Origin of the sequence: Amycolatopsis sp. NBC_00438 (genome assembly GCF_036026695.1) — a bacterium.
Classification (GTDB): domain Bacteria; phylum Actinomycetota; class Actinomycetes; order Mycobacteriales; family Pseudonocardiaceae; genus Amycolatopsis.
This window is the reverse complement of sequence record NZ_CP107923.1, coordinates 9,692,045-9,716,443: the sequence shown is the minus strand read 5'-3', so window position 1 is coordinate 9,716,443 and position 24,399 is coordinate 9,692,045. Positions and strand designations below refer to the sequence as shown.

The 24,399-nt window shown below is 68.9% G+C and carries 15 protein-coding genes; 7 read left to right on the top strand and 8 right to left on the bottom strand.

Annotated elements, in window-relative coordinates; genetic code table 11:
- Positions 1-50 precede the first annotated feature (50 nt).
- Positions 51-263 (top strand): hypothetical protein, encoded by a 213-nt coding sequence (locus tag OG494_RS44850; protein WP_328449370.1) that lies wholly within the window; start codon positions 51-53, stop codon positions 261-263.
- A gap of 123 nt (positions 264-386) precedes the next feature.
- Here OG494_RS44850 and OG494_RS44845 read toward each other — a convergent pair whose 3' ends face one another.
- Both OG494_RS44845 and OG494_RS44840 read right to left on the bottom strand, forming a co-directional pair.
- Positions 387-2,558 (bottom strand): 3-hydroxyacyl-CoA dehydrogenase NAD-binding domain-containing protein, encoded by a 2,172-nt coding sequence (locus OG494_RS44845; RefSeq protein ID WP_328449368.1) that lies wholly within the window; start codon positions 2,556-2,558, stop codon positions 387-389.
- A gap of 8 nt (positions 2,559-2,566) precedes the next feature.
- A complete protein-coding gene (locus OG494_RS44840; RefSeq protein WP_323323099.1) occupies positions 2,567-3,778 on the bottom strand; it encodes an acetyl-CoA C-acetyltransferase in 1,212 nt (403 codons plus the stop codon).
- Between the two features lie 148 nt (positions 3,779-3,926).
- Here OG494_RS44840 and OG494_RS44835 point away from each other — a divergent pair, with 148 nt between their 5' ends.
- Positions 3,927-5,108, top strand: a complete 1,182-nt coding sequence (locus tag OG494_RS44835) for a TetR/AcrR family transcriptional regulator (protein ID WP_328449364.1) — start codon at positions 3,927-3,929, stop codon at positions 5,106-5,108.
- Positions 5,109-5,441: 333 nt separating this feature from the next.
- Here the strand turns inward: OG494_RS44835 and fxsT (OG494_RS44830) are convergent, their stop codons facing one another.
- Positions 5,442-7,916: an FxSxx-COOH system tetratricopeptide repeat protein gene (gene fxsT, locus OG494_RS44830; protein WP_328449362.1), complete on the bottom strand. Its 2,475-nt coding sequence runs from the start codon at positions 7,914-7,916 to the stop codon at positions 5,442-5,444.
- Positions 7,917-9,024: 1,108 nt separating this feature from the next.
- On the opposite strand from fxsT (OG494_RS44830), the gene OG494_RS44825 reads away from it, so the two are divergent.
- Entirely contained in the window at positions 9,025-10,860 is a 1,836-nt protein-coding gene (locus OG494_RS44825) for an HEXXH motif domain-containing protein (protein WP_328449360.1), read from the top strand.
- A 4-nt stretch (positions 10,861-10,864) separates the two neighbouring features.
- Here the strand turns inward: OG494_RS44825 and fxsT (OG494_RS44820) are convergent, their stop codons facing one another.
- The 4 genes from fxsT (OG494_RS44820) to OG494_RS44805 form a co-directional block, all read right to left on the bottom strand.
- Positions 10,865-15,073, bottom strand: coding sequence for an FxSxx-COOH system tetratricopeptide repeat protein (gene fxsT, locus OG494_RS44820; RefSeq protein ID WP_328449358.1), 4,209 nt, complete (start codon positions 15,071-15,073; stop codon positions 10,865-10,867).
- 40 nt (positions 15,074-15,113) lie between these two features.
- The gene (locus OG494_RS44815; protein WP_328449356.1) at positions 15,114-16,163 is read right to left on the bottom strand and encodes an AAA family ATPase; all 1,050 of its coding nucleotides are present in this window, start codon (positions 16,161-16,163) and stop codon (positions 15,114-15,116) included.
- Positions 16,141-17,580, bottom strand: coding sequence for a VMAP-C domain-containing protein (locus OG494_RS44810; protein WP_328449354.1), 1,440 nt, complete (start codon positions 17,578-17,580; stop codon positions 16,141-16,143). Before OG494_RS44810 ends, OG494_RS44815 begins: the two co-directional genes overlap by 23 nt.
- Positions 17,581-17,755: 175 nt before the next feature.
- Complete coding sequence (locus tag OG494_RS44805) at positions 17,756-18,685, bottom strand: effector-associated domain 2-containing protein (RefSeq protein WP_328449353.1); 930 nt, start codon at positions 18,683-18,685, stop codon at positions 17,756-17,758.
- Between the two features lie 118 nt (positions 18,686-18,803).
- Here OG494_RS44805 and OG494_RS44800 point away from each other — a divergent pair, with 118 nt between their 5' ends.
- A complete protein-coding gene (locus OG494_RS44800; RefSeq protein WP_328449352.1) occupies positions 18,804-20,009 on the top strand; it encodes a low temperature requirement protein A in 1,206 nt (401 codons plus the stop codon).
- Here the strand turns inward: OG494_RS44800 and OG494_RS44795 are convergent.
- Positions 20,004-20,837: a helix-turn-helix transcriptional regulator gene (locus tag OG494_RS44795; protein ID WP_328449350.1), complete on the bottom strand. Its 834-nt coding sequence runs from the start codon at positions 20,835-20,837 to the stop codon at positions 20,004-20,006. The genes OG494_RS44800 and OG494_RS44795 overlap by 6 nt on opposite strands.
- Before the next feature lie 100 nt (positions 20,838-20,937).
- Here OG494_RS44795 and OG494_RS44790 point away from each other — a divergent pair, with 100 nt between their 5' ends.
- The 3 genes from OG494_RS44790 (at position 20,938) to OG494_RS44780 (ending at position 24,386) form a co-directional block, all read left to right on the top strand.
- Positions 20,938-21,765: an SDR family NAD(P)-dependent oxidoreductase gene (locus tag OG494_RS44790; RefSeq protein ID WP_328449348.1), complete on the top strand. Its 828-nt coding sequence runs from the start codon at positions 20,938-20,940 to the stop codon at positions 21,763-21,765.
- Between the two features lie 102 nt (positions 21,766-21,867).
- Positions 21,868-23,163 (top strand): acyl-CoA dehydrogenase family protein, encoded by a 1,296-nt coding sequence (locus OG494_RS44785; protein ID WP_328459211.1) that lies wholly within the window; start codon positions 21,868-21,870, stop codon positions 23,161-23,163.
- 20 nt (positions 23,164-23,183) lie between these two features.
- Positions 23,184-24,386 (top strand): acyl-CoA dehydrogenase family protein, encoded by a 1,203-nt coding sequence (locus OG494_RS44780; RefSeq protein ID WP_328449346.1) that lies wholly within the window; start codon positions 23,184-23,186, stop codon positions 24,384-24,386.
- Positions 24,387-24,399: the final 13 nt, after the last annotated feature.

Here is a 24,399-nt window from a genome sequence, read left to right as displayed (position 1 = left end):
ATGGCCTTTGGGCGAACTGGAGCGGACAAACAGGCGGACACGCCCGCATCTTGCCCGCCGGACTCCCGACGCGGCTGCCCATTCACCTTCGCCGCCCTGACACCTCCTGGCCATCGCCGTCGCCGCTCGATCAGCACCACCAAGCCGCATGCTTTGACATCGACGACGACGCTCGGGGCACCGCGGTCAAGCTGGTGAAGCTCGACGACCCCGCCCCTGCGCTCCTCGACCTCTGCAACCGGACGTTCACCGACGACGAGTGAGGCAACACGCGCGGAACCACCTGGAAGACCGAGGCCGACCTGGCCACGGTCATAAACCTGGTCGTCAGATAACGCCGAAGGCCGCCACCGGGAGTTCCCGGTGACGGCCTCCGACGTCAGCGCTTATTCGTAGATCTCGCCCTTGGCGGCCTTCTCCACCAGCGAAGCCGGCGGCTCGAAGTGGTCGCCGTACCGGGCCGCGAGCTCACGCGACCGGTCGACGAAGCCCTGCAGGCCACCCTCGTACTGGTTGATGTACTGGATGACACCGCCGGTCCAGGCCGGGAAGCCGATGCCGAAGATGGAGCCGATGTTGGCGTCGGCCACCGACGTCAGCACGCCTTCGTCGAAGCACTTGACCGTCTCGAGCGCCTCGGCGAACAGCATCCGCTCCTTGAGGTCCTCGAACGGGACCTCGGCCGAGCCGGACTTGAACGCGTCGCGCAGGCCCGGCCACAGCCCGGTGCGCTTGCCGTCCTCGCCGTACTCGTAGAAGCCCGCGCCCGTCGAACGGCCCTTGCGGTCGAACTCGTCGACCATCCGGTCGATGACGCCCTCCGACGCGTGCCCCTTCCACGTGCCGCCCGCGGCCTCGATCGCCTCGCGGGTCTCCTTGCGGATCTTGCGCGGCAGGGTCAGCGTCAGCTCGTCCATCAGCTGCAGCGGCGGCGCCGGGTAACCGGCCTGCGAACCCGCCTGCTCGATCGACGCCGGCTCGACACCCTCGCCCAGCGCGGCGACGGCCTCGTTGATGAACGTGCCGATGACGCGCGAGGTGAAGAAGCCGCGGCTGTCGTTGACGACGATCGGGGTCTTCTTGATCTGCAGCGTGTAGTCGAAGACCTTCGCCAGCGTCGCCGGCGACGTCTTCTCGCCGCAGATGATCTCGACCAGCGGCATCTTGTCCACCGGCGAGAAGAAGTGGATCCCGATGAAGTCCTCGGTCCGCTGCACACCCTCGGCGAGCGTGGTGATCGGCAGCGTCGAGGTGTTGGAGCCCAGCACCGCGTCGGCGTTGACGACGCTCTCGATCTCCCCGAACACCTTGTGCTTCAGCTCGACGCTCTCGAACACGGCCTCGATCACGAAGTCGACACCCGCGAAGTCGGCGGGGTCCGCGGTCGGCTTGATCTTCGCGAGCAGCGCGTCCGACTTCTCCTGCGTGGTCTTGCCGCGCGAAAGGGCCTTCTGCTCGATCTTGGCCGCGTAGCCCTTGCCCTTCTCGGCCGCCTCCTGCGAGACGTCCTTGAGGACGACGTCGATGCCGGCCTTCGCCGACACGTACGCGATCGCGGCGCCCATCATCCCGGCCCCGAGCACGCCGACCTTCTTGGCCGTGTACTTCTCGAAGCCGTCCGGCCGCGAGCCGCCGGAGTTGATGGTCTGCAGGTCGAAGAAGAACGCCTTCGTCATGTTCTTCGAGACCTGGCCGGTGGCGAGGCTGATGAAGTAGCGCGTCTCGATGGTGATCGCGGTGTCGAAGTCGACCTGCGAGCCCTCGATGGCGGCGGCCAGGATCGCCCGCGGCGCCGGCATGTTCGCGCCCTTGATCTGCTTGCGCAGGTTCGCCGGGAACGCGGGCAGGTTCGCCGCGAAGCTCGGGTTGGACGGCGTGCCGCCCGGGATCCGGTAGCCCTTGACGTCCCAGGGCTGTACGCCGCCTTCGGGGTTGGCCTTGATCCACGCCTTCGCGGCGGGGACGAGCTCCTCGACGGTGTCGACGACCTCGTGCACCAGGCCCAGCTCCAGCGCCTTGCGCGGGCGGTGGCGCTGGCCCTGCAGCAGGACGTTCAGCAGCGCGCTCTGGATACCCAGTAATCGGACAGTGCGCACAACGCCACCGCCACCGGGCAGCAGGCCCAGCGTCACCTCGGGCAGGCCGATCTGGCTGCCCTTGGCGTCGGCGGCGATGCGGTGGTGCGTCGCCAGCGCGATCTCGAGGCCACCGCCGAGCGCGGCGCCGTTGATCGCCGCGACGACCGGCTTGCCGAGCTGCTCGATCCGCCGCATCTGGCCCTTCATCAGGCCGGACGACTCGGTGAACTCGACCGCGTTCTCAGGCTTCGCCTGGATGAGGTCGTTGAGGTCGCCGCCGGCGAAGAAGGTCTTCTTCGCCGAGGTGATGACGACGCCGGTGATGGCGTCCTTCTCGGCCTCCAGCCGGTCCACGGTTACGCCGAGCGACTCGCGGAAGTCGGCGTTCATGGTGTTCGCCGACTGCTTCGGGTCGTCGAGGGTCAGGGTGACGATGCCGTCTTCGTCCTGCTCCCAGCGGATGGTCTTGCTCTCAGCCATTAGTGTCCTCACACCCGCTCGATGATGGTGGCGACGCCCATGCCGCCGCCGATGCACAGGGTCACCAGGGCGCGGCGCGCCTGGCGGCGTTCGAGCTCGTCGACCACGGTGCCGACCAGCATCGCGCCGGTGGCGCCGAGCGGGTGGCCCATGGCGATCGCGCCGCCGTTGACGTTGACCTTCTCCTCGTCGAGGTGCAGGTCCTTGATCCACTTGAGCACGACGGACGCGAACGCCTCGTTGAGCTCCCACAGGTCGATGTCCTCGGGCTTGAGGCCCGCGGTCTTCAGGACCTTCTCGGTGGCCGGGGTCGGGCCGGTGAGCATGATCGTCGGCTCGGAGCCGATCGACGCGGTCGCCACGATCCGGGCGCGCGGCGTGAGCCCGAAGGTCTTGCCGATCTGCTCGGAACCGACGAGCACCAGCGCGGCGCCGTCGACGATGCCGGAGGAGTTGCCGCCGGTGTGGACGTGGTTGATCTTCTCGACCGAGTGGTACTTCTGCAGCGCCACGGCGTCGAAGCCGCCCAGCTCGCCGATGCCCGCGAAGGCCGGCTTGAGCTTGCCGAGACCCTCGACGGTGGAGCCGGGACGGCGGTGCTCGTCGTGGTCCAGGACGGTCACGCCGTTGATGTCCTTGACCGGGACGACGGACTTCGCGAAGTAGCCGCCGGACCACGCCGCTTCGGCCTTCTCCTGCGAGCGCACGGCCCACGCGTCGACGTCTTCGCGCGAGAAGCCCTCGATGGTCGCGATCAGGTCGGCGCCGGTGCCCTGCGGGACGATGTAGTTGTCGTACGCGGTGGCCGGGTCCATGAACAGCGCGCCACCGTCGGAGCCCATCGGCACGCGCGACATCGACTCGACACCGCCGGCGATGATCAGGTTGTCCCAGCCGGACCGGATCTTCTGCGCGGCGGTGTTCGTGGCTTCCAGGCCGGAGGCGCAGAAGCGGTTGAGCTGCACGCCCGCGACGGTCTCGGGCAGGCCCGCGTTCAGCGCGGCGGTGCGCGCGATGACCGCGCCCTGCTCGCCGACCGGGGAGACGACGCCGAGTACGACGTCGTCGATCACCGCCGGGTCGAGGTTCGGGTGGCGGACCTTGAGCTCTTCGATCAGGCCGACCACCAGGTCGACCGGCTTGGTGCCGTGGAGGGCACCGCCCTTGTTCTTGCCGCGAGGCGTGCGGATCGCCTCGTAGATGTAGGCCTCGCTACTCACTGAACACTCCTCGCGAGCGGGTGGGACGTCTTCGTACCGTGACCGATGATACCGGCCAGTAGTGCTAATGGCCATTAACATATCGCCGGATAACCCCATGGTGTCAATGGGTTGCCTGTGTGCCGTTAGCCGCTATCGTCGACTCACTATGACCGACTCCGTGCGCGCTGTGCGACCGCGCGACCGCAAGGCCCAGCTGGCCGCGGTCGCCGCGGAGCTGTTCCGCACGCGCGGCTTCCCGGGCGTCGGCATCAAGGACATAGCGGACGCGGCAGGCGTCACCGGCCCGGCGTTGTACCGGCACTTCGCGGACAAGCAGGCGATCCTCGCGTACGTCGTCCTCGGGGGTTTCGAAGAGCTGGAAGCGGCGACGGCTTCGGCGCTCTCGGACTCGGTTCCGCCCGTTGACCAGCTGGAAGACCTGCTCGGCCGGCTCGCGACGCAGGCCGTCGAACGCCGGGAGATCGCGGCCCTGTGGCGCTGGGAAGGCCGTCACCTCCCGAAGGAAGACCAGCGGGAGATCGCCCGCCGGTCGACGCTGGCGCTGGCGTCGTGGTCGAAGGCGCTGCTCGTTCAACGCCCGGAACTACGGGCCGAAGACGCCGAGCTGCTGTGCTGGGCGGCACTGTCGGTGTTCGGCAGCGTGTCGGTCCACCACACCGCCGTGGCCCGCCGTCGCTTCGCTCAGTTACTGGTCGAACTGGCCCTCGGTGTGCTCAACGCCACACTGCCAACGCCGGCCTCTCCCCCTCCGGACACGCCGCCATTGCGCTTGGGCACGCCATCCCGCCGAGAGCAGGTCCTGGCGGAGGCGACGGCCTTGTTCGCCCAGCGAGGCTTCCACGACGTGAGCATGGAAGACATCGGAGCGGCGGCGGGCATCGCGGGCCCCAGCGTCTACCGCCACTTCCCGAGCAAGGCAGCCCTGATGGTGGCGATCGGCCACCGAGCAGCCGACCGCCTGGCCCTGGCGGCCGAGCAAGCCCTGCAGGCCCCGGACGAGCCGGCGGCATTGCGCCGGTTGGCGGCGTCTTACGTACACACGATTCTGCACACGCCGGAACTGCTGGTCTCGTTCTCGACGGACCGGGTGACGATGCCAGAGCGCGACAAAGCCGACCTCCTGCGAGTGCAGCGCGATTACGTGGCCCAGTGGGTCACGTTGCTATCGACCACTCACCCATCGCTACCCCCGCGCGAGGCGAAGATAACGATTCACGCGGCCCTGACCATCGCGAACGACCTGGCCCGCACCCGCAGGGTCGCCAGCCGCCCGGGCTTCGAAGCAGAACTGACCACCCTGCTGCACACGATCCTCGACCTCACCTGACCGACGTCCAACCCTGTCGCTACGACGGCAATTACGGGATCATGGCCACAGCCTTGGTTCTCCGTCGAGAGGGAAAACGTGACGCAATGTCCACGATCCGGAGATGAAGCAGGAATCGAGTCTTCGCTTCTCGATCTGAGTTCGGTGCCGTTGAACACGCTGCGAAGCGTTGACAGCAAAGAACTGCGCGAGGCGCTGCAGCACGTGGTCGAGCGCGTCGCCCACATCCCGATGACCGTGAGCGGAAGCCAAGGTGCGGCTCGCGTCGAGTGACGGCGCGCCACCCGGAACCGATTCCGGATGGCGCGTGAGACCGTCGCTCGTCGAGGCCCGCTACAGCGGCATCGGGTCGATGTCGCAGTCGGCCCGGACTCCGCGTGCGGCCGACTCAGTGTTCGGGTGGTTGCTCCCCAGCACTCGGACGTGCCGCATCAGCACGTCGCTACGCAATGAGTCGGCGGCCACGTTTTCGCCCAGCTCACGAAGGTCGAGCGAACGGTTGAGCTGGACAGCCAGCGTCATCGGGTGGTCCTCGCCGAGGACGTGACGGGCCTTGTCGAGCAGACCGGAGTCCAGCACGGCCGCCTCCGTCACTCGTTCCAGGGCGTAGAGGTCACTCGCCACGTTGATCCCGCACGCAATCGAGTGCGGGTGGTTCACGCCGAGCCGCTCGCGAAACCGCTGCAACGACAGTTCGTCCTCGACACGTGCTCTCGCCGGGTTACCGCCGAGCCGCAGAGTCACCCCGAGATCGAGCGCGGCCGACAACGTGTGCGGGTGGGTTTCACCCAACGCCTGCCGGTAGAGCCCCAGCACTTCTTCACCGAGTTCGAGAGCTTCGGCGAGCTTTCCCGCACATCGGAGATCAATCGCATGTCCCAGCGCGCAGGCCACCGCGTTCGGATGGGTGCGGCCATACCGAACCCGGAACCTGGGCAGAGCGTCACCTGAGAGTTCGAGCGCCGTGTCGTGATCGCCGCTCTTGCGAAGCGTGACCGACAAGAAGTAGCGGCGGCGGAGCAAGTCTGCGCTGTTCTCGTCGTCGAGCCGGCTGGTTCGCTCGACGATGCGACCGGCCTCGACAGCGGCCCCGGCATAGTCTCCGGCCTCCCGGCGAGCGAGCAAAAGCAGCATTCTCGTGGCAAGCGTATTGACGTGGTCGGCACCGAAGTTCTCGGCACGACGCTCGTACGCGTCCTTCGCCAGTATGCGAGCCTTTTCGTATTCACCGGTTAGCAACAGCGCGACCGCGAACTCGTGCGTGGCTGCCGCGATGAAGGGGTGCTCGGCGCTGAGGCTGTCCCGCGCTTTGAGGTGGATCATTTCGTTGAGGTTCCGCGCCTCGGCGAACTCACCGCGCGCCTTCAAGATGAGCGCGTAGGTCAGCTTCGCATTCAACGTGTCGCTGTGGTCCGGTCCGAGAAGAGCGGCGTAGCGATCCAACGTCTGCCTCGCGACTTCGGCGGCCTCGTCGTACTGTCCAACACACCAGAGATAGAACGCGAGCCTCTCGGACGCACTCAGCTCCCCCAGGTTCTCAGCGGGCTTCTCACCAGCCGAGAGCCGTTGCTCCCGATCGGCTGCCCACGCTCGCACCGCCCGCTTCGCGAGCGAGATGGCGCCTCGGTGTTCGCCGCTGTGGTGAAGGAAAGCGAAGAGGTGGGCGACGAGCCGGCGCACCCGCGGGTCCCGGCACTCAGCCAGTTCGGCGACTTCGACGTGCCGCCATATTGCCCGGTACCGCGGCCAGTTGCTCGGCGACGCGGGATCGCCGGGATCCCAACCGGCCAGCAACAGGTGAGCACAGTGGCGCATCTCCAACCGGTGCGCGTCATTCATTCGGTTCCGCAGCACGGCCTGCACCAGAAGATGCAGGCTCAAGGAGCCGGCGCCGTGGTCGATCTCGGCCAGGCCGTACCGGCTGATGTCACGAATCGCCTGGCCTAGCAGCATCGGGTCGCGCACCACAGCGGCGAGTTCGGGCGGCAGGCCAGGCGCCTCGGTAAACAGACGACGCGAGACGGGCCCAGACGCGAAGAATGCGCACACCTGGAGGAGCAGGAGGGCACCGGGGTTGCTCTCGCTCAACTGGGCGAGCGGCGCGTTCCACGCGGCGGCCACAGAGGTTTCATAGTCGATCGGCGCCGAGGTGCCGAGTATTTCGACGATCTTTTCGTTACAGAGCGCCAGGTACTCCGCCGCGGGCATCCCGGACCCGGCCAGCCAACAGGCGGCCTGGTCGACCGCCAGCGGCAGATCACCGAGCTTATCCGCGATCTTGTCGGCGTCCGGGTCGACGATCCCTGACCTGCCCAACAGCTCTTTGCTCTCGGCGCGTTCGAAGACGCCCACCTCCAGTGGCCGCGCAACGGAAGCCCAGCTTGGGTTATGAGTAGTCACCAGAATTTGTCCTGGCCCGTCGACCGGGAAGAACGGGCGGACCAGATCCGGGTCCTCGGCCGAGTCGAAGACCAGCAGCCAACGGCGATACGGCCGGCCCAGACGCAGGGCCTCCCGGACGGCCGGCACGGCGGTACCTGCCTCGCCGGCACCAGGCAGCCCCAAGCATCGGGCGAGTTCGGTGAAACTTGCGCGGATCTGGGTTTCCTGGGTGGCCTGGATCCACCAGACGACGTCGTAGCTCCGACGGTGCCGGTAGATGTACTCCACCGCCATCTGCGTCTTGCCTGCACCGCTCATTCCTTGCAGTGCCGACGGCAGGATGGCGGTCGTTCCTGCACCCAGCCGTTCACCCAACTGATCAAGCAGTCCGCGCCTTCCGGTGAAGAGTGGATTCTTCGGCGGCACGGCCCCCCAGATGGGCGGGCGTCGTCATCCGAACGGCGCGGACCGACCACTACGGGAACCTCCGGGACGATCTCCGTGCTCTCGCTCGGGCTCACTTCGACCGGCGGCGAAGTTGCGCGGTCTGCCGGAATATCAGGGTGGACGACAGGTTCAGGTCCGCTCGAAGAACTCGACTGCTTGAGTTCCCGCGGCATCACGTCACTCACGAATCGTGATGCCAACTCATCCCTTGCCCCACAGAACAATGCCACCGCACTACTCGTATGCCGATCACCATTGACAACTACGGATCCCACGGGGCACGCATCAACACAGGTTCGGACCCGGTCTCCGGTCTGTGCTACAAAACGTAGACGTCGAGTTCGACGATGCCAGTCCGGCGAGATACTTCACCTGTCCGAGCGACTCTCGTTTCCCATCGAAGGTTCACGCGCGTACCGCTCACGCGAACCACGCATCACCTCGGCTCTCCGAAGCCGGCACTTCCTCATGCCAACCAGTGCCGGGCGAACCTGGCCCGCTTCGCCCACATCGGACAAACAACCGATGGCCGCCAAGCAGACCCATCACGCACTCCCATCGCGAGCCCCGCAGGCCGCCGCCCGGCGAGCGAGACTCGCGGCCGCACCGGCGGGCTATCCGCGGCGGGCCCTCCCACGGAATCTATTCACCACCCGGCGCCGCTCTTTCGTCACTCATTCGCGACTGCGCCTCACCGCTTCGTACCGTGACTCCCGGTATTACACTGCGGAGTTACCCTGTTCGCGAAAACGGCGAAACCTCAGGCCGTCCGGAGTACGCTGCCCTTTACGGCATGCCCCCGAATGGGTGATCGACGGGCGTGCTACTTTACGCGCGCCTCCAAGCGGGATCTTAATGAGAGGGGAAATCGCGATGCGATCGCCGGGCGGCAGGAGGCGACCGGGGATCCAATCCGAGCTCCTGGACCTCAGTGCCACGCCGCTGTCCGAGCTGCGGAAACTCGACTCCGCACTCATGCGCAGATCAGTGCGCCACGTCGTCGAGCGCACGGCGCACAACCCGATCACGGCGAGCGGGAGCCAAGGCGCGAAACGGGTCGAGTAGGCGGCGTCCGTTAGGGTGGACCGTGTCCATCCGCAGTAATGTCCCCATCGAAGCCGCCACCGAGCCGCTCGTGCACGACGTCTCGTGGGCGGAGTTCGACCTCCTGGCCCGTTCCGAAGGTGGCCAGGCACTGGTCCGGCGGTTACGGACGGCGGAGCGCAGCCGTCGGCTGCTTCTGCTGCGCGCCATCATCGACGAAACGACCGGGCGCCCGGACCGGCACGGGCCGCTCCCTTCCGTCGACACCGCGTGGGACCTCTTGGTCCTGGCCGAGGAGACCGATCCGCGAGCGCTCGAAGACGTGCTCGCCCACCCCTACACGGGCAGCTGGGCCGGCTACACCACACGTCTGCTCCAGCACCAGGACGTCACCGACGGCCGCCCGCTCTGGGTCCACATCGGACACCTGCACGCACTGGCTGCCGCGGCGGCGATCCGCGCCGGCGTCACCGGCTTTCGGATCCGGATCCCGGCGTGGCGCGGGCTGGCAGCCCTGCCGACCCTCGGCGTCGCCCACATCGACGGGTTACCCGAGAGCGCCACGGCCGAAGTCCACAGCGTCGCGGGCCGGGTCGAGATCTCGGCCTGCGGCCGCGTCGTGGCGATCCCGATCGACTCCGCGGCCGACGCGCCAGGCTGGCGCGGGATCCGCACGTTCCAGCTGGACTCCGAAGGACGGCGGCTGGCAATCCGCATCGACGACGTCGACCCTTACCGCGGACTCCACGGCCCGCGGGCGCCATACCGGCTCTCGCCCGAAGACCTGGCACATTGGCGCGGAATGCTCAGCCAGGCCTGGGAGCTGATCACCCGGCTGGTCCCGGAGTACGCGGACGCCCTGCCCGCCGGCCTCGACACGATCGTGCCCGACCCGCCGTTCCCGTTCCGCCTGCCGAGCGCGTCGAGCGGGGAGGCGTTCGGCAGCGCGGTGATCTGTCACCCCGAAGACCCGGTGACCCTGGCCGCGGCTCTGGTGCACGAGTTCCAGCACATCCGGCTCGGCGGTCTGCTGCAGATCGCGGCCCTCCACTCCAGCGACCGGACAGAACGGCTTTACGCACCCTGGCGAGACGACCCGCGACCGCTCGGCGGTGTCATTCACGGCATCTACGCGTTCTTCGCGGTCACGGAGTTCTACCGCGCGCTCAGCAGGGATCTGCCGGAAGACGAACTGGCCGCTTTCGAGTTCGCGCACTGGCGGCGTCAGGTCGAGAACACCCTGTTCGACATCCGCGAGGACGCCGAACTGACCGAGGCCGGGCACCGGTTCCTCGGACACCTCGCGAAGCGTCTCGAAGACTGGCGGCACGACGAGGTCACGACGGTCGCAGCGGACTGGTCGGCGCTGATGGCCGTCGACCACCGCGCGGGCTGGCGGCTTCGCCACCACCGCGCGGCTCCGGAGACGGTCGACCGCCTCGTCGGCGCCTGGCTGGGCGGCGCCACCGTCGACACCGATTCCGCTGTCCCGGTCCTGGTCACCGACCCGGACGGCCCGTGGTCGGAGGCACGGGCCGACCTGCTCCGGGTTCGCCTCGGTGAAGACGGTGAACGCCGGGCCCGGCAGGTCTGGCGGGACGTCTCCGGCGCTTCGGAGGCCGACCTCGCCCTCGTGAACGGCAACGGGGAGGCCGCACTCGAAGGCTACCGAGCCGAACTCCGCCGGGATCCCGACGTGCCGGTCGCCCTGGTCGGGCTGGGACTCGCCCTGCGGATGACCCACGAGGAGAACACGGCAGCCGTCATCCTGGACCGGCCCGAGCTGGTGCGGGCGGTGCACCGGGGGATCCGGAAGCGGGCCAACCCGGCCCCGACACCCGAAGAGGTCGCTCGGTGGCTGGCCACGACCGGCCGGTGAGCCGTCACAGCGGGGTCGGGTCGATGTCGCACACGGCGCGCTGCCCGCGTTCGGCGGCCACCGTCATCGGGTGGTCGCCGCGCAGCACCCGTCGGTAGCGGGCGACGACGTCCTGCTGCTGCAGCAGGGCTTCCCGGTCCCGGCCGACCCCCCGCAGGTCGAGCGCCCGGTTGAGCTGGGCCGCCAAGGTGATCGGGTGGTCTTCGCCGACGGTGCGACGGGCACGCGCCAGGCTTTCGGTGTCACGCACCAGGAGCCGCTCTGCCGACATCCGCGAGGAGCCGGGAGCCACCTGGTCGTTCGCGAGATCGATCGCCGCGGCGATGGTGTGTGGATGATCGGCACCGAGGATCCGGCGCAGGTTCCGAAATGCGTTGTCGTCCTGTTTCCGCGCCGCCGTGCTCTCTCCCAGCAGCCGGAGCGTCACGCCGAGGTCGATCTCCGAGATCAAGGTGTGCGGGTGGCGGTCGCCGAGACTCGCCCGGTACAGGTCCACCGCCTGCCGGCCCAGTTCGCCTGCCGCTTCGAATTCCCCGGCGTACCGCAGGTCGATCGAGTGCGCCAGCGCGCAGGGCAGCGTGTTCGGATGGCTGAGCCCGTAGCGTGAGCGGAAGCGCTCGAGGGTGCTCCGGGACAGCGTCAGTGCCGCCGCGTGCTGACCGTCCTTCCGCAACGCCACCGCCAGGTGGTACTCCCGGCGGACGACTCCGGCGTTGTCATCCCGGAAGAGGCTGCGGACCCGCTCGACGATCTTCTGCAGCTCCATTCGCGCCAGGGCGTAGTCACCGATCTCGCGCCGGCAGATCGCCAGGATGGTCAACGTGCTGATGGTGGCCGCGTTGTCCGGACCCAGTATTTCGGCACATCGCGCATAGGTGTCCTCCCCGATCCGCCGCGCCTCTTCGTACTCTCCGGTGAGGAGCAGCGAGACGACCAGATCGTGGGCAGCGGTCAGGGTCTTCGGCTCATCGCTGCCGAGGATCGCGACCGCCTCGTGAAAAGTCGCCAGGTTGAGCCTGCGCGCACCGGCGAAGTCGCCTCTGGCCTTCAGCACCACGGCCACCGACAACTGCGCGTTCAGGGTCTGCTCGGACCGCTGTCCGATGGTCTCCTTCTGCTGGTAAAGCCGGAGGGTGCGGTTGTTGACCACTTCCGCCTCCTCGTACCTGCCGAGCACCCACAGGAAGAAGCCGAGCCGTTCCGACGCTTCCAACGTCAGCGGATCCGCTTCTCCGAACCGCTCGGTCCAGGACGCTGTCACGCGCTGGGCGAGCAGCGTCGCACCGGTGTGGTCACCCCAGAAGTACAGAAACTTCAACAGGTTGATGACGAGCTCACGCACCCAGTCGTCGTCGCAGTCGATCAATTCGGCAGCGTAGAGGTGCGGGAGCAACGTGTGGTACTGCGGCCAGAGCCGAGCCGCAGCCGGATCGCCGGGATCCCGGTTCGCCAGCAGCAGGTGCGCGCCGTGCTGGAGATCCCGGCGATGCTGATCGCTCATCCGGTTGCGCAGCACCAGCTGAACCAGCCAATGCAGCTGCAGCGTGTCGGACCGGTGGTCGACCTTCGCCAGTCCCCATCGGTTGATGTCCCTCAGCGCCTGGTCGAGCTGGGTGGGGTCACGCATGGCCGCGTCGAGCTCCGGGGCGATGGAAAGTCTGCGGACACCGGCGAAGATGCTGCGGGAGATCGGTTCCGGGGCGAAGAACGCACAGATCTGGAGCAGCTGGTGCGCGGCGCGGTTGCGGGTTCCGAGCTCGTCGAACGAAACGTTCCACGCGGCGGCGATCGGCACCTCGTACTCGGTCGGGGCCGAGGTGGCCAGGATTTCCGCGGTCTTCTCCTCGAGGCGCCGCAGATACTCGTCGACCGGCATGGCGATCTCGGTCCGCAGCGAGGCGGCCTGGGCGAGCGCCAGCGGCAGGTCGCCCAGTTGCGCCGCGAGCCGGTCGGCCTGCTCCGCGCCGAGCTGCGGATCGTGCAGGCTCAGCAGTTCGGTGCTTTCCGCACGAATGAACGGCCGCACTTCGAGGGGCTGCGGGAAGTTCTCCGGCCAGTCCGGGTTCCTCGTCGTCACGACGATCTCGCCCGGCCCTTCGGACGGCAGGAACGGTAGCGCCGCCTCGGGTTCGTCCGCCGAGTCGAACACGAGCAGCCATCGGCGGTACGGCTGGCCGGACCGGAGGGCTTCGAGCACGGCGGGCACCGCGGTAACGGTCTCCGCGGCACCGGCCAGTCCGAGCTGCCGGGCGAGTTCCGTCAGAGACGCGCGGATCTGCGTCCCCTGCGCGGCACTGACCCACCAGACCAGGTCGTATCGCCCGAGGTTCTGATACACGTACTCCGCCGCGATCTGGGTCTTGCCGAGCCCACCGGTACCGAAGAGCGCGGCGCGTCCGCTGTCGTGAAGTTCCTCGGCCAGTCCTTCGAGCAGCAGCTGCCGGCCGGTGAAGTCCGGATTGCGAGCGGGCACGGCGCCCCACACTGTGGGCGCGTCGGTCGTGAACTGGCGGACCCGCTGAAGGGAATCGGCCGCCTGGTCGTGGACGTCGGCGACCAGGTTCTCGGTCGTGGACAGGGGATTCGTAACAGTCCCGGTCTCCGTCGCCGGCCCGCCCGTGCCGGCCAGCTCGGCTTCCCAGCGCAGCAGGCGATCCGCCCGTCCGGCATAGGGCCCGGACAGAGTCCGCATGACGGCCCGTTCGAGCGCGACCCCGGGGGCCAGGTCGGCGTCCGATTCGGGCAGCGGCGCACGGACCGGATCGTCCAGTGCCTCGGCGACCCTGAGCAGTACCGGATAGCGGTCGCCGAAGCGCCGGGTGGTGGTGACGACGACCCGGGCCGTGTCCGACCGCCGTCCTGCGGCCAGGAGCGCTTCTCGCACGGGAGAAGGGAACTCGTAGACGATGTCGTCCCAGTCCTTGATGGCTTCCGTGGTCGACAGCACGTCGAGCAGGCCACTGCTGAACACCTCCGCGAGATCGGCGGTGGCCGCTTCCGGCACGAGTTCGGACTGGACGAACCGGGCGATCGGCAGGCTCACCGGTACCGCGGCCAAGAGCGTCGCCAGCCGGAACGCCGACGGTGAAGCGATCCCGTGGAAGTGCCTGACACGATCTCCGGCGGACAGCTCCGGTCCGTGCAGTTCGTCCCACGGTTCCGCGGGCTGAGGCTGCGTCCGCGCGAGCATGACGACCGCCTGCACCGGGTCGGGCTGCACCCGGCCGACCAACCGGACCCACCACGAGAGCCAGCGCGCGTCGAGCTCGACGACCGGGATCGGCACCGCGCCGGCGCCCGCGGTCCCCGGGTCCTCACCGGTCAGCCAGGAATCCGGAAGTTCGAGCCCGTACCGCCGGTTCGGCCGGAACGGTCCTGGCGTCGTGAGCCTGGCCTGGTGCAGTTGCGGGCCCGACCGGCCCCAGAGCCGCTGGGGCAGTACCTGGACGATGCACACCGGCATCGTCCGGCCCCATTGGGCGAGCAGCGGGGAAACCAGATCCTCGCGCCAAGACTCACCCATCCCATCGGTCAGCACGAGCATCAGGCGGTGGCCGGACGGATCGAGCAGCTCCGCGGGCTGCCGTTCCGGCGCGCCCGGCGTGCCACCTCGCAGCACCGGCCCGGACACGACGTCGCCGATTCGCTTGTCGGTCTCCAGCAACCGGATCTGAATGGCCCGGAAAGCGCCGAGCTGCCGGAGCAGCGCGAGAAAAGCCGCCACCGTGGGTTGCCACAACGCCATCGACGGACTCGAGTCGACCACGACAGTCAGGTCGAGGGCACGGAGCGTGGCAGGCTTCGTCTGCGGAAGCCAGAGCCCGTCCTGCGCCGCCTGTTCCGCGGTCAGCTCTTCGTCCAACACGACGTCCTGCTCGCGGCGCGACGGACGGGTCTGCTTGAGCGGACGAAGGGCCCGGGTGACGGCGGCCGCCTCCGGCAGGAACCGCGAAGGTCCGTTGACCCCCTCGGCGCCGCTCGCCCCGAGGATCTCCGCGCTCTTGGCCAGCGCGGTCACGAGCAGCTCAGGTCCCCGGCCGAGCGGCGGGATCGTCGGCCCGGCCGGTTCTTCCGGCGGTTCCGGCGACACGTGGTCCAGGTCCTCCGGGACGGCCGGTTCTTCGGGCGACTCGAATTCGGGGTGCGCGCGGGAAGCGGAATCCCCGATGGCCATCGCCAGCCACACCGCGTCGCCCACTTCGCTCCAGCTCAACTCGGAGACTGTGGGGACCTCGGTCGGCTCCCGCGACACGTCAGGAAACCAAGGAGTTCAGTTGCCGCCAGAGTGCGTCGACCAACCTCGGCCAGGAGACGTCGTCTTCGCGGTAGGCCCCGGATGTGGCCAGGTAGACCGCCTCCAAGAGCTTGTCGACCGGCAGACCACCGAATGCCTCACTGCGGCTGACGAACTCCTCGATGATGCGCGACCGGTGCTCGTCGGACGGGTCGAGCATGTGCGCGGCGACCATCGCGGCCAGCTGGCCGACGTCCGGGTCCTTGGTTTCGTAGCGCAGGCAGCGGCGGAGGAAGGCGGGCGGGAAGTCCCGCTCCCCGTTGCTGGTGATGATGACCACGGGAAAGGCGTGACACCGGACCCGGCCGCCGATGATCTCGGCGGTGGAGTCGGGGTCGGCGGTGAACACCTCGACCACCGGCGTCCGCTGCGCCATCCGGACCAGCTCGGGGATTTCGAACTCGCCGTCTTCGAACAGGCTGAGCAAGTCGTTGGGCAGGTCGGCTTCGGACTTGTCCAGCTCGTCGATGAGCAGGACGCGGGGACGTCGACGGGGCAGGAACGCGGTGCCCAGCTCACCGAGCCGGACGAAGTCACCGATGGGCGGTTCCGCCTCTCCGCCGCCTGCCGACCGGGCCCCGGCCGCTTGGGCGCGGCCGATCGCGTCGTAGCCGTACTGTCCTGCTTTTACTGTGGTGTGGGAAGTGATCGGCCACTGGAGCACCCGGCCGAGGGCCAGTTCCCGGGCGATCCGGAACGCCAGGCTGGATTTCCCGCTGCCGGGACGTCCGGTCACGAGGAGGGGCCGACGCAGATAGAGGGCCGCGTTGACCATGTCGACCTCGTGGATGTCGGCCCTCGGGACCGATTCCGTGCTGGCCGCGCCCAACCGTCGCTTCATTTCCCCGTTGTCGGACGGCACCGAAATCTCGTCCAGGAGCGGCCCGCCGTCGAACTCCCGCCACGGCGGCGGTGGCGGGAGCAGCCCGGCCCGCTCCGGCGCCGGAAGTCCGGTGCCGCGGTAGACCCACCAGTCCGGCGGCGTCTCAGGATGCGCGCCCTCGCTCATCCGCGTTCCCTGGCGGCGGGGCTGGCCGGAACGGCGGGTTGTCGAGGAAAACGAGTCGTGACGGGTCGTCCCACAGGATGACGAGATCGCGTGCCAGCCGCAGATCCACCGGAATGTTCAGTTTCCGGAATGCGGCACGCCGGGATTTCTGCACCTGGGCTGGAAGATCGTTGAGACCGCCGTCGACGAGCCACGTGACCACCTCTCGTAAGAGATCCAGCGAAGCCTCGGGGTGCCATAATAATGCCGGCAGCCCGGACCGCAATCCTGCCGCCAGCTCGTCTTCGCCCGGCCGCGGCCGCAATGACGGCGCCGCCGCGAGAACCAGGACAATCCATTGCTCGTCACTCAATATAGCGTCGAGGCGATGCCGTTGCCCCGTGTCGTCCGCTGTGCAGAAGTACACCCGTTCGGCCGATAGCTCGGTCGCCATCGCTTCCCAGCGCATTCGCCAGGCCCGGTGCCATTGCGGTGATCGCATCCGTTCCAGTGAACGCACGACGATCGGATAGTCGAGAAACAGGGGTCGTGGGTCACCGGTTTCGTGTTCCTTGCACCATCGGTGGACCGGGAGGCTCAGCAGGGCCCTCGGCAAGACGAACTCCAAGGCTACTTCGCCGCGATATTCCGCCCACGCCTTTTCGGCGTCGACGACGAGAGTGTCGACGTGCCGCTCGAGCTGGTCGCCCGCCACCGTGTGGAGGCCGCCCCGAGCCGGCGGCCACACCTCGGGGTCGTCCTGACGCCAGAAGGAGACTTGGTGCCGGCCCGGATCGATGCCGTCGGGCTGCACGACGATCATCAGGTGCAGCCTCGCCCCGGCCGGAGAATCCGGTTGCGGGTCCGACCGTAGCTCGCGCAACCCCACCTCGGCCTGAAGACGGCGGGCCTGCAGGGTGTTCCAGGCGCGCAGCTCACCGGCCAGCCGTGGCGCGCACTTCGCGGCGACCAACTCGACGAACGCCAGCGCGGGCGGTAAGCCGCTCGCCGGGGTGTTGAAATCCGTCAGAACGCAAAAAGCCGCCCACGCGTCGTGGACATCGGACGGCGGGTCGCCCGGCCCGGCCGCCCGGCGGACTGACGCGCTCAATCGCGGCGGAACCAGCCCGGACAGCATCGAGCGCAACCACATCAGTTCCGCGTCCGGCAAGAGGTCGTACATCCGCGGCTGGTGCACCAGCCGCCGGACGTGGTCCGACTCCGGCGAATCCGGGCGCATCATCCGCACGGCGTCGGCAAGTGCGTTCATTCCGCCGCTGGTCTTCGCGCACGCATTGACGACTTCGATCAGGTGATCGCGGCCGGTCACCTGATCCGGGATCGTCAGCCGGAATCCGAGGTTGTCGTGGATCAGGTCCAGCAACAGTGCACGACCCGCGGGATCGACGGTCAAACCCGCTGTGGCGAGGACGTTCACGATCGCTTCCCGGACTGCGATCGTGGTGCCCGGCCCGGCACGGAACTCGCGTCCGGGCCCGTACCCCCCATCATCGGTCGGCACCTGACGAACCACCTCCCCGACAGCCTCGTGGCCAGGGAACGTGAGTTTACCGATCAATCCCGGCCGGAACAGGGCAAAAGCTGGACAAGCGTCACCGGATCCGCGGATCCGGCCATGCTTCGATGATGAGAGCCAAGGCTTCGACCTGCGGTGATTCCGGCTCGATGGTCCGGACAGCGTCCAGGAGGTCCGACATTCCGCCGTCGAAGCGCTGGCACGTTCGCGCCAGTGCGATCACGTGCAGGCGGTCCTCCGCGTGATAGGGCACGATCTCGGCGATTTCGCGGCGCCGGAAAACCTCCAGCAGCAATCTCCGGCTTTGCCCATCACGCACACAGGGAATCGCCAGCAGCGCTTCGATCAATTCCGGCAACGAGCTCTGCGGCCTCGGGAGGATGCGGTGCGGGGCCGGCGGGGGCACCGAGAGGTCGTTTCCCGGAGTACCGCCCAGCAAGCGCAGCCACGGCTGGGCGGTCGTCTCCTTGACCTCCGCCAGGATCTGTCGGTACGCGTCGGAGTCGGCAGCCGGGTCGTGCTTCACCACCTCGCGGTAGAACTCTTCCGAGACGATGATGGCCAGTTGGGCGCCTGTCTGCTTCTGGGCCACCTTCGCCACCTTCGCGTCCAGCAAACGGAACGTGTAGTTGACTGCCGGGCTGATCGAGCCGTGGCTGCCCCGGTGGACCTCGCCGGCATGGATCGCCAGGCGGAGTTGGAGCCTGGCTTCGACCGTGTGCACGGCGTTGTGACGGCGAAGCTCGCCGAGCATCCGCTCGGGCAGCTGCGTGACCAGGTCGGCCTTGGCCATGTCCGGCGGCAGCAGAAACATCGCGCCGTCGCCGGTGTTCTCGATCAAACAGGCTTCCCACGAAACGCCTGTCTCGGCAAGTGTCCGGCGCAGCACGCCCCAGAGACCTTCGTGCACCTCGTGGAGATGAGCGACAGTCCGCTTCGGGTCGTTGTAGCCGGCGATATCGACGACCATGATCGTCCGGTGCAGCGCGGCCGGATAGGAATGCACGGCCCACCTCCCCACGTCCCGCACTCAGTGTCCCAGACGGATGCACGCACGGCTATGTTCGCGCAGGGCGTTACCGCGAAACGCGGACGTCAGAGGGCCGCACTGGACATAATTCGGCGTGCCCACGAGACGCCTGCACCTGGTGAGCGCGGATGAGGACCACCGCGTCTCGACCATCGAGCTCTTCTTCGACCTGGTCTTCGTCTACGCCATCACCCAGACCACCCAGCTGATGGCCGATCACCTGAGCCCCCTCGGGGTGGGGCAGGGGCTGGCCATGCTCGCTGTTCTTTGGTGGTGCTGGTGCTCCTACGCCTGGCTCGGGACCACCATCCACGTCGACCACGGGATCGCCCGGCTTGCGATGTTCGGGGCGATGGCCGTGATGTTCCTCGTCTCCCTCACCATTCCCGAGGCCTTTGTCGATCATCCCGGTGGGTTGTTCGCGCCCGTCCTCTTCGTGGTCTGTTACGCCGTCGTGCGGCTGCTGCACCTTGTCGCCTACCTGGGCGCCGCTCGGCATGATGCCGGGCTCAAGCGCGTGTTGCTCCGGATGTTCGTCGGGTTGCTGCCGAGCGTGGTGCTGCTCGGGGTCGCGACGACGTTGAGCGGGCCGTGGCAGCTGGGGTTGTGGGTGGTCGCCTTGCTCGTCGACTACCTCAACGTCTACCTGACCGGGCCGGACGGCTGGCGGTTGAACTCGCCGGCGCACTTCGCCGAGCGGTTCGGGCTGATCGTGATCATCGCGCTCGGGGAGTCGATCGTCGCGATCGGCATCGGGATCGGGGCGCTGCCGATGTCGTGGCCGGTCACCGGGGCGGCCGTGTGCGGGCTCGCGCTGGCCGCCGGGATGTGGTGGACCTACTTCGACGTCGTCGCGCGGGTGTCCGAGCATCGGCTGACCCGCGCGACCGGGCATGAGCGCGCGAAGCTCGCCACCGACTCCTACACGTTCCTGCACCTGCCGCTGATCGCCGGGATCGTGCTCGTCGCCCTCGGGCTGAAGAAGGCGCTGCTCTACGTCGCCGACACCGAGCACCACGCGCCGGGTGAGGCGCTGCACGGCGTGCCGATCTGGACGTTGACCGGGGGGCTCGCGCTCTACCTGATCGCCCTGAGCTCACTGCGCAAGCGCAACCTCGGCAGCTGGAACCACCAGCGCCTGGTCCTGGCGGTCCTGCTGGTCGCGGTGACGCCGTTGCTGGCGCACGTGCCCGCCGCGGTGCTGGTCCTGATCGTCGCCGCGGTGGTGCTCGGGCTCATCGCCTTCGAACGCCTGCAGTTCGCGGACTGGCGCAAGCAGGTGCACGCCGACCACTCATGACGACTCGAGCAGCTCCGGGCCGACGACCGAAAGCAGCTGGAGCTTCTCGGCGTCTTCGGTGCCCGGCTTGGCCGTGAACACCAGCAGCACTTGCGCGAGGTCGTCGGTGAACAGGAGCTGGCAGTCGAGGTCGATCGGGCCGAAGCTCGGGTGGACGATCGTCTTGCGCCGCTCCGACGGCACCTCGACTTCGTGTGCGTCCCACAGCTTCGCGAACTCCGCGCTCTTCGCGCTCAGAAGCCGCGCGAGGTCCGCGGCCCGGGGGTCGCTGCCGGACGTCGCCCGCAGGCTCGCCACCAGGAACCGGCTGTGCCGGACGCGGTCGGCTTCCGGGTAGATCCGCCGCTCCGCCGGGTCGGTGAACCAGCGGTAGACGGCGCTGCGCGCGGGCCCGGTGTGGCCGGTTTCGTCGCCGAGCAGCGCTTTGGCCGGCGGGTTCTGCACGAGCGTCTCGCCGAGGTTCGACATCACCTGGGCGGGGGTGTCGTGCAGCCGGTCCAGGACGCGCATCAGCGGCGGGCTGACGTGGTCGGCGCGCGACACCCGCGTCGGCGCGGTGTGCCCGGCCAGCCGGAACAGGTGGTCACGCTCGTCGAGGGTGAGCCGCAGGCCGCGCGCGATCGCGGCCAGCATCTGCTCCGAGGGCCGCGGTCCGCGCCGCTGTTCCAGCCGCGTGTAGTAGTCGGTGGACATGCCCGAGAGCGTCGCGACCTCCTCGCGACGCAGGCCGGCCGTGCGGCGACGCTGTCCCGGCGGCAGCCCGACGTCTTCCGGGCTCAGCGCCTCACGGCGGCGGCGCAGGAAGTCGGCGAGCGCTGGACGGTCCACACCCCTGATTATCGGCCCTTCCGCGCGCGGTGCCAGGGATCGCCGATCCCCCGATCGGCGCGCTCTGCCACGGTCCGCGCGCCGCGGCGACGCTGGTCCCATGACCCCTTCACTTTCCGGCCGCACCTTCGTCGTCACCGGCGCCGCGGGTGGCCTCGGCGCCATCACCGCCCGCGATCTGGCCGCCCGTGGCGCGCACGTCGTGCTCGCCGTGCGCGACCCCGCCCGCGTCACCCCGCCCCCCGGCGATACCGAGGTCCGGCGCCTCGACCTCGCCGACCTCGCTTCGGTGCGCGCCTTCGCCGACGGCTGGTCCGGCGACCTCGACGTCCTCGTCAACAACGCCGGCGTGATGGCCGTCCCGTACGGCAAGTCCGTCGACGGCTTCGAGACGCACATGGCCGTGAACCACTTCGGGCCCTTCGCGCTGACGAACCTGCTGCTGCCGTACCTCACCGGACGCGTCGTGACCGTCGCCTCGGGTCTGTCCAGGACGGGGCGGATCCGTCTCGACGACCTGAACTGGGAGCACCGCCGCTACTCGCCGATGCGGGCGTACGGCCAGTCGAAACTGGCGAACCTGCTGTTCACGCTCGAACTGCAGCGCCGGCTCACCGACGCCGGCAGCAAGGTACTGGCGGTCGCGGCGCACCCGGGTGTCGCGCGGACCGGGCTCGACCGGCACACCGGCGGCGTGCAGGCGACGCTGGTCAAGGCGCTCTACCCGCTGATCACGCAGAAGAAGGCGGAGTACGGCGCGCTGCCGACGCTCTTCGCCGCGACCGAGGACCTCCCGGGCAACGCCTACATCGGCCCGGGCGGGCGATCCGGCGAGACGCCGAAGCCGGCCCGGCGGCGTCCCGCGGACAGCGATCCCGCCGTCGCGCGGGAGCTGTGGGAGGCCTCGGCGCGGCTGACTCACTCGTAAGTGAACCCGCACTGGCGCGCAGCCGCATACCGCGTTAACCTACTCGCGAGTAGGTAACGCGGATGGAGGGCCACAATGGCTGCGCCAAGGAAACGGGACGCGATGGGCTGGGGCCTGTCCGCGCTGACCCGGCTGGCCGGGAGCAAAGTCGTGGATCGGGCCGGGCTGCGCAAGCCCATCGAAGGCCTGGTCACCGCGGGGACGCGCAACGGCTTCCGGGCCGCCGGCGCGGCCACCCGGTCGTTCACGTCGGTGCGGAAGCTGGGCAAGCCCGCCCGGCTCTCGCCGGCGAACGACACCGGGCTGTTCGACCTGACGCCGAGCGAGGACCAGCAGCTCATCGTCGAGACCGTGACAGAATTCGCCGCCGAGCAGCTGCGCCCGGCCGCCGCGGACGCCGACGCCAAGCTCGAAGCCCCGGAAGGCCTGCTGAGCCGGGCCGCCGAGCTGGGCATCAGCCTGGTCGGCATCCCCGAGGAGCTCGGCGGCGTCGGCACCGAACGGTCGGTCGTCACCAACGCGCTGGTCGCGGAGGCCCTCGCCCACGGTGACCTCGGGCTGGCGGTCGCGGTGCTCGCGCCGTCCGCGGTCAGCACGGCGCTGGTCAGCTGGGGCGACGAGCAGCAGCAGGCCGACTACCTGCCCGCGTTCGTCGGCGAGAACGTGCCCGCCGCCGCGCTCGCGCTGCAGGAGCAGCGGGCGCTGTACGACCCGTTCAAGCCCGCGACGAAGGCCCGCCGCACCCCGAAGGGCTACCAGCTCGACGGCGTGAAGTCGCTGGTACCGCGCGCGGCGCAGGCGGAGCTGTTCATCGTCTCCGCGGACCTCGAAGGCCGCGGCCCGGCGCTGTTCCTCGTCGAGTCGTCGAACGCCGGGGTGACCATCGAGGCCGAGCCGGCGATGGGCCTGCGCGGCGCCGCGACCGGAAAGCTGCACCTGGAGAAGGTGGCGCTGCCCGCGGGCGCGCTGCTCGGCGGCGGCAAGCTCGACGTCTTCACCGAGCTCGTCCGGCTCTCGCGGCTGGGCTGGGCGGCGCTGGCCGCCGGTACCGCGAAGGCCGTGCTCGACTACGTCGTCCCCTACGTCAACGAGCGCGTCGCATTCGGCGAGCCGATCAGCCACCGGCAGGCCGTGGCGTTCTCGGTCGCCGACATCGCGATCGAGCTGGAGGGCCTGCGGCTGGTCACGCTGCGCGCCGCGGCGCGGGCCGAGCAGGGCAAGTCCTACGCCCGCGAGGTCGCGCTGGCCCGGAAGCTGGCCGTGGACAAGGGCATGCAGATCGGCAACGCGGGCGTGCAGCTGCTCGGCGGGCACGGCTTCGTCAAGGAGCACCCGGTCGAGCGCTGGTACCGGGACCTGCGCGCCATCGGCGTCATGGAAGGCGCCGTCCTTCTCTAGGTTTCGGAAAGGCGTTAACGATGATTAACCTGGAAGCTCCCAAGAAGGCCGGCGCGCTGATCAACCAGGCGTACCAGGCCGCGGCCGAGGTGTTCCGGCCGATCTCGCGCAAGTACGACCGCGCGGAGCACACCTACCCCGCCGAGCTGGACATGTTCGCGGCGCTGCTGGACGGCCTCAACTCCTCCGGCGAGGGCGGCGCCGGCGCCGCGGGCGTCCGCCGCTCGAAGGACGAGAAGGAAAAGGGCAACCGCAACGGCGCCAACCTCAACGTCGTCCTCGGCACCATCGAGATGTGCTGGGGTGACGTCGGCCTGCTGCTGTCGATGCCGCGCCAGGGCCTGGGCAACGCGGCGATCGGCTCGGTCGCGACCGACGAGCAGCTCAAGCGCTTCTCCGGGCTGTGGGCGGCGATGGCGATCACCGAGCCCGGTTTCGGCTCGGACTCCGCGGCGGTCACCACGACCGCCCGGCTGGACGGCGACGACTACATCATCAACGGCGAAAAGATCTTCGTGACGTCCGGCGAGCGCGCCGACGCGGTCGTCGTGTGGGCGACGCTGGACAAGACGAAGGGCCGCGCGGCGATCAAGTCGTTCGTGGTCGAGAAGGGCACGCCGGGCTTCGAGGTGGTGCGCGTCGAGCACAAGCTCGGCATCCGCGCGTCCGACACCGCGGTGCTGCGCTTCGAGAACTGCCGCGTCCCCGCGGAGAACCTGCTGGGCACGGCGGAAATCGACACCGCCAAGGGTTTCGCGGGCGTCATGCAGACGTTCGACAACACCCGCCCGCTGGTGGCGGCGATGGCGATCGGCGTCGCCCGGGCGGCGCTGGAGGAGACGCGCCGGATCCTCACCGACGCGGGAGTGGTCATCGACTACGACCGCCCGGCCCACACCCAGCACGCGGCGGCGGCCGAGTTCCTCCGCCTGGAAGCGGACTACGAGTCGGCGTACCTGCTGACGCTGGAATCGGCGTGGATGGCCGACAACCGCAAGCCGAACTCGCTGCAGGCGTCGATGGCGAAGGCCAAGGCCGGGCGTTCGGTGGTGGACATCGCGCTGAAGTGCGTCGAGCTGACCGGGGCGTACGGCGAGGAGTCGTTGCTGGAGAAGTGGGCGCGGGACGCGAAGATCCTCGACATCTTCGAGGGGACCCAGCAGATCCAGCAGCTCATCGTGGCTCGGCGGGTGCTGGGGAAGACGAGTGCTCAGCTGAAGTAGGTCGCCGGCAGTC

Excerpts from the sequence above, each read along its gene's own strand:
- OG494_RS44815 (WP_328449356.1), bottom strand. The coding sequence starts at position 16,163 with ATGAGCGAGGGCGCGCATCCTGAGACGCCGCCGGACTGGTGGGTCTAC.
- OG494_RS44790 (WP_328449348.1), top strand. The coding sequence starts at position 20,938 with ATGACCCCTTCACTTTCCGGCCGCACCTTCGTCGTCACCGGCGCCGCG.
- OG494_RS44835 (WP_328449364.1), top strand. The coding sequence starts at position 3,927 with ATGACCGACTCCGTGCGCGCTGTGCGACCGCGCGACCGCAAGGCCCAG.
- OG494_RS44845 (WP_328449368.1), bottom strand. The coding sequence starts at position 2,558 with ATGGCTGAGAGCAAGACCATCCGCTGGGAGCAGGACGAAGACGGCATC.
- OG494_RS44780 (WP_328449346.1), top strand. The coding sequence starts at position 23,184 with ATGATTAACCTGGAAGCTCCCAAGAAGGCCGGCGCGCTGATCAACCAG.
- OG494_RS44785 (WP_328459211.1), top strand. The coding sequence starts at position 21,868 with ATGGGCTGGGGCCTGTCCGCGCTGACCCGGCTGGCCGGGAGCAAAGTC.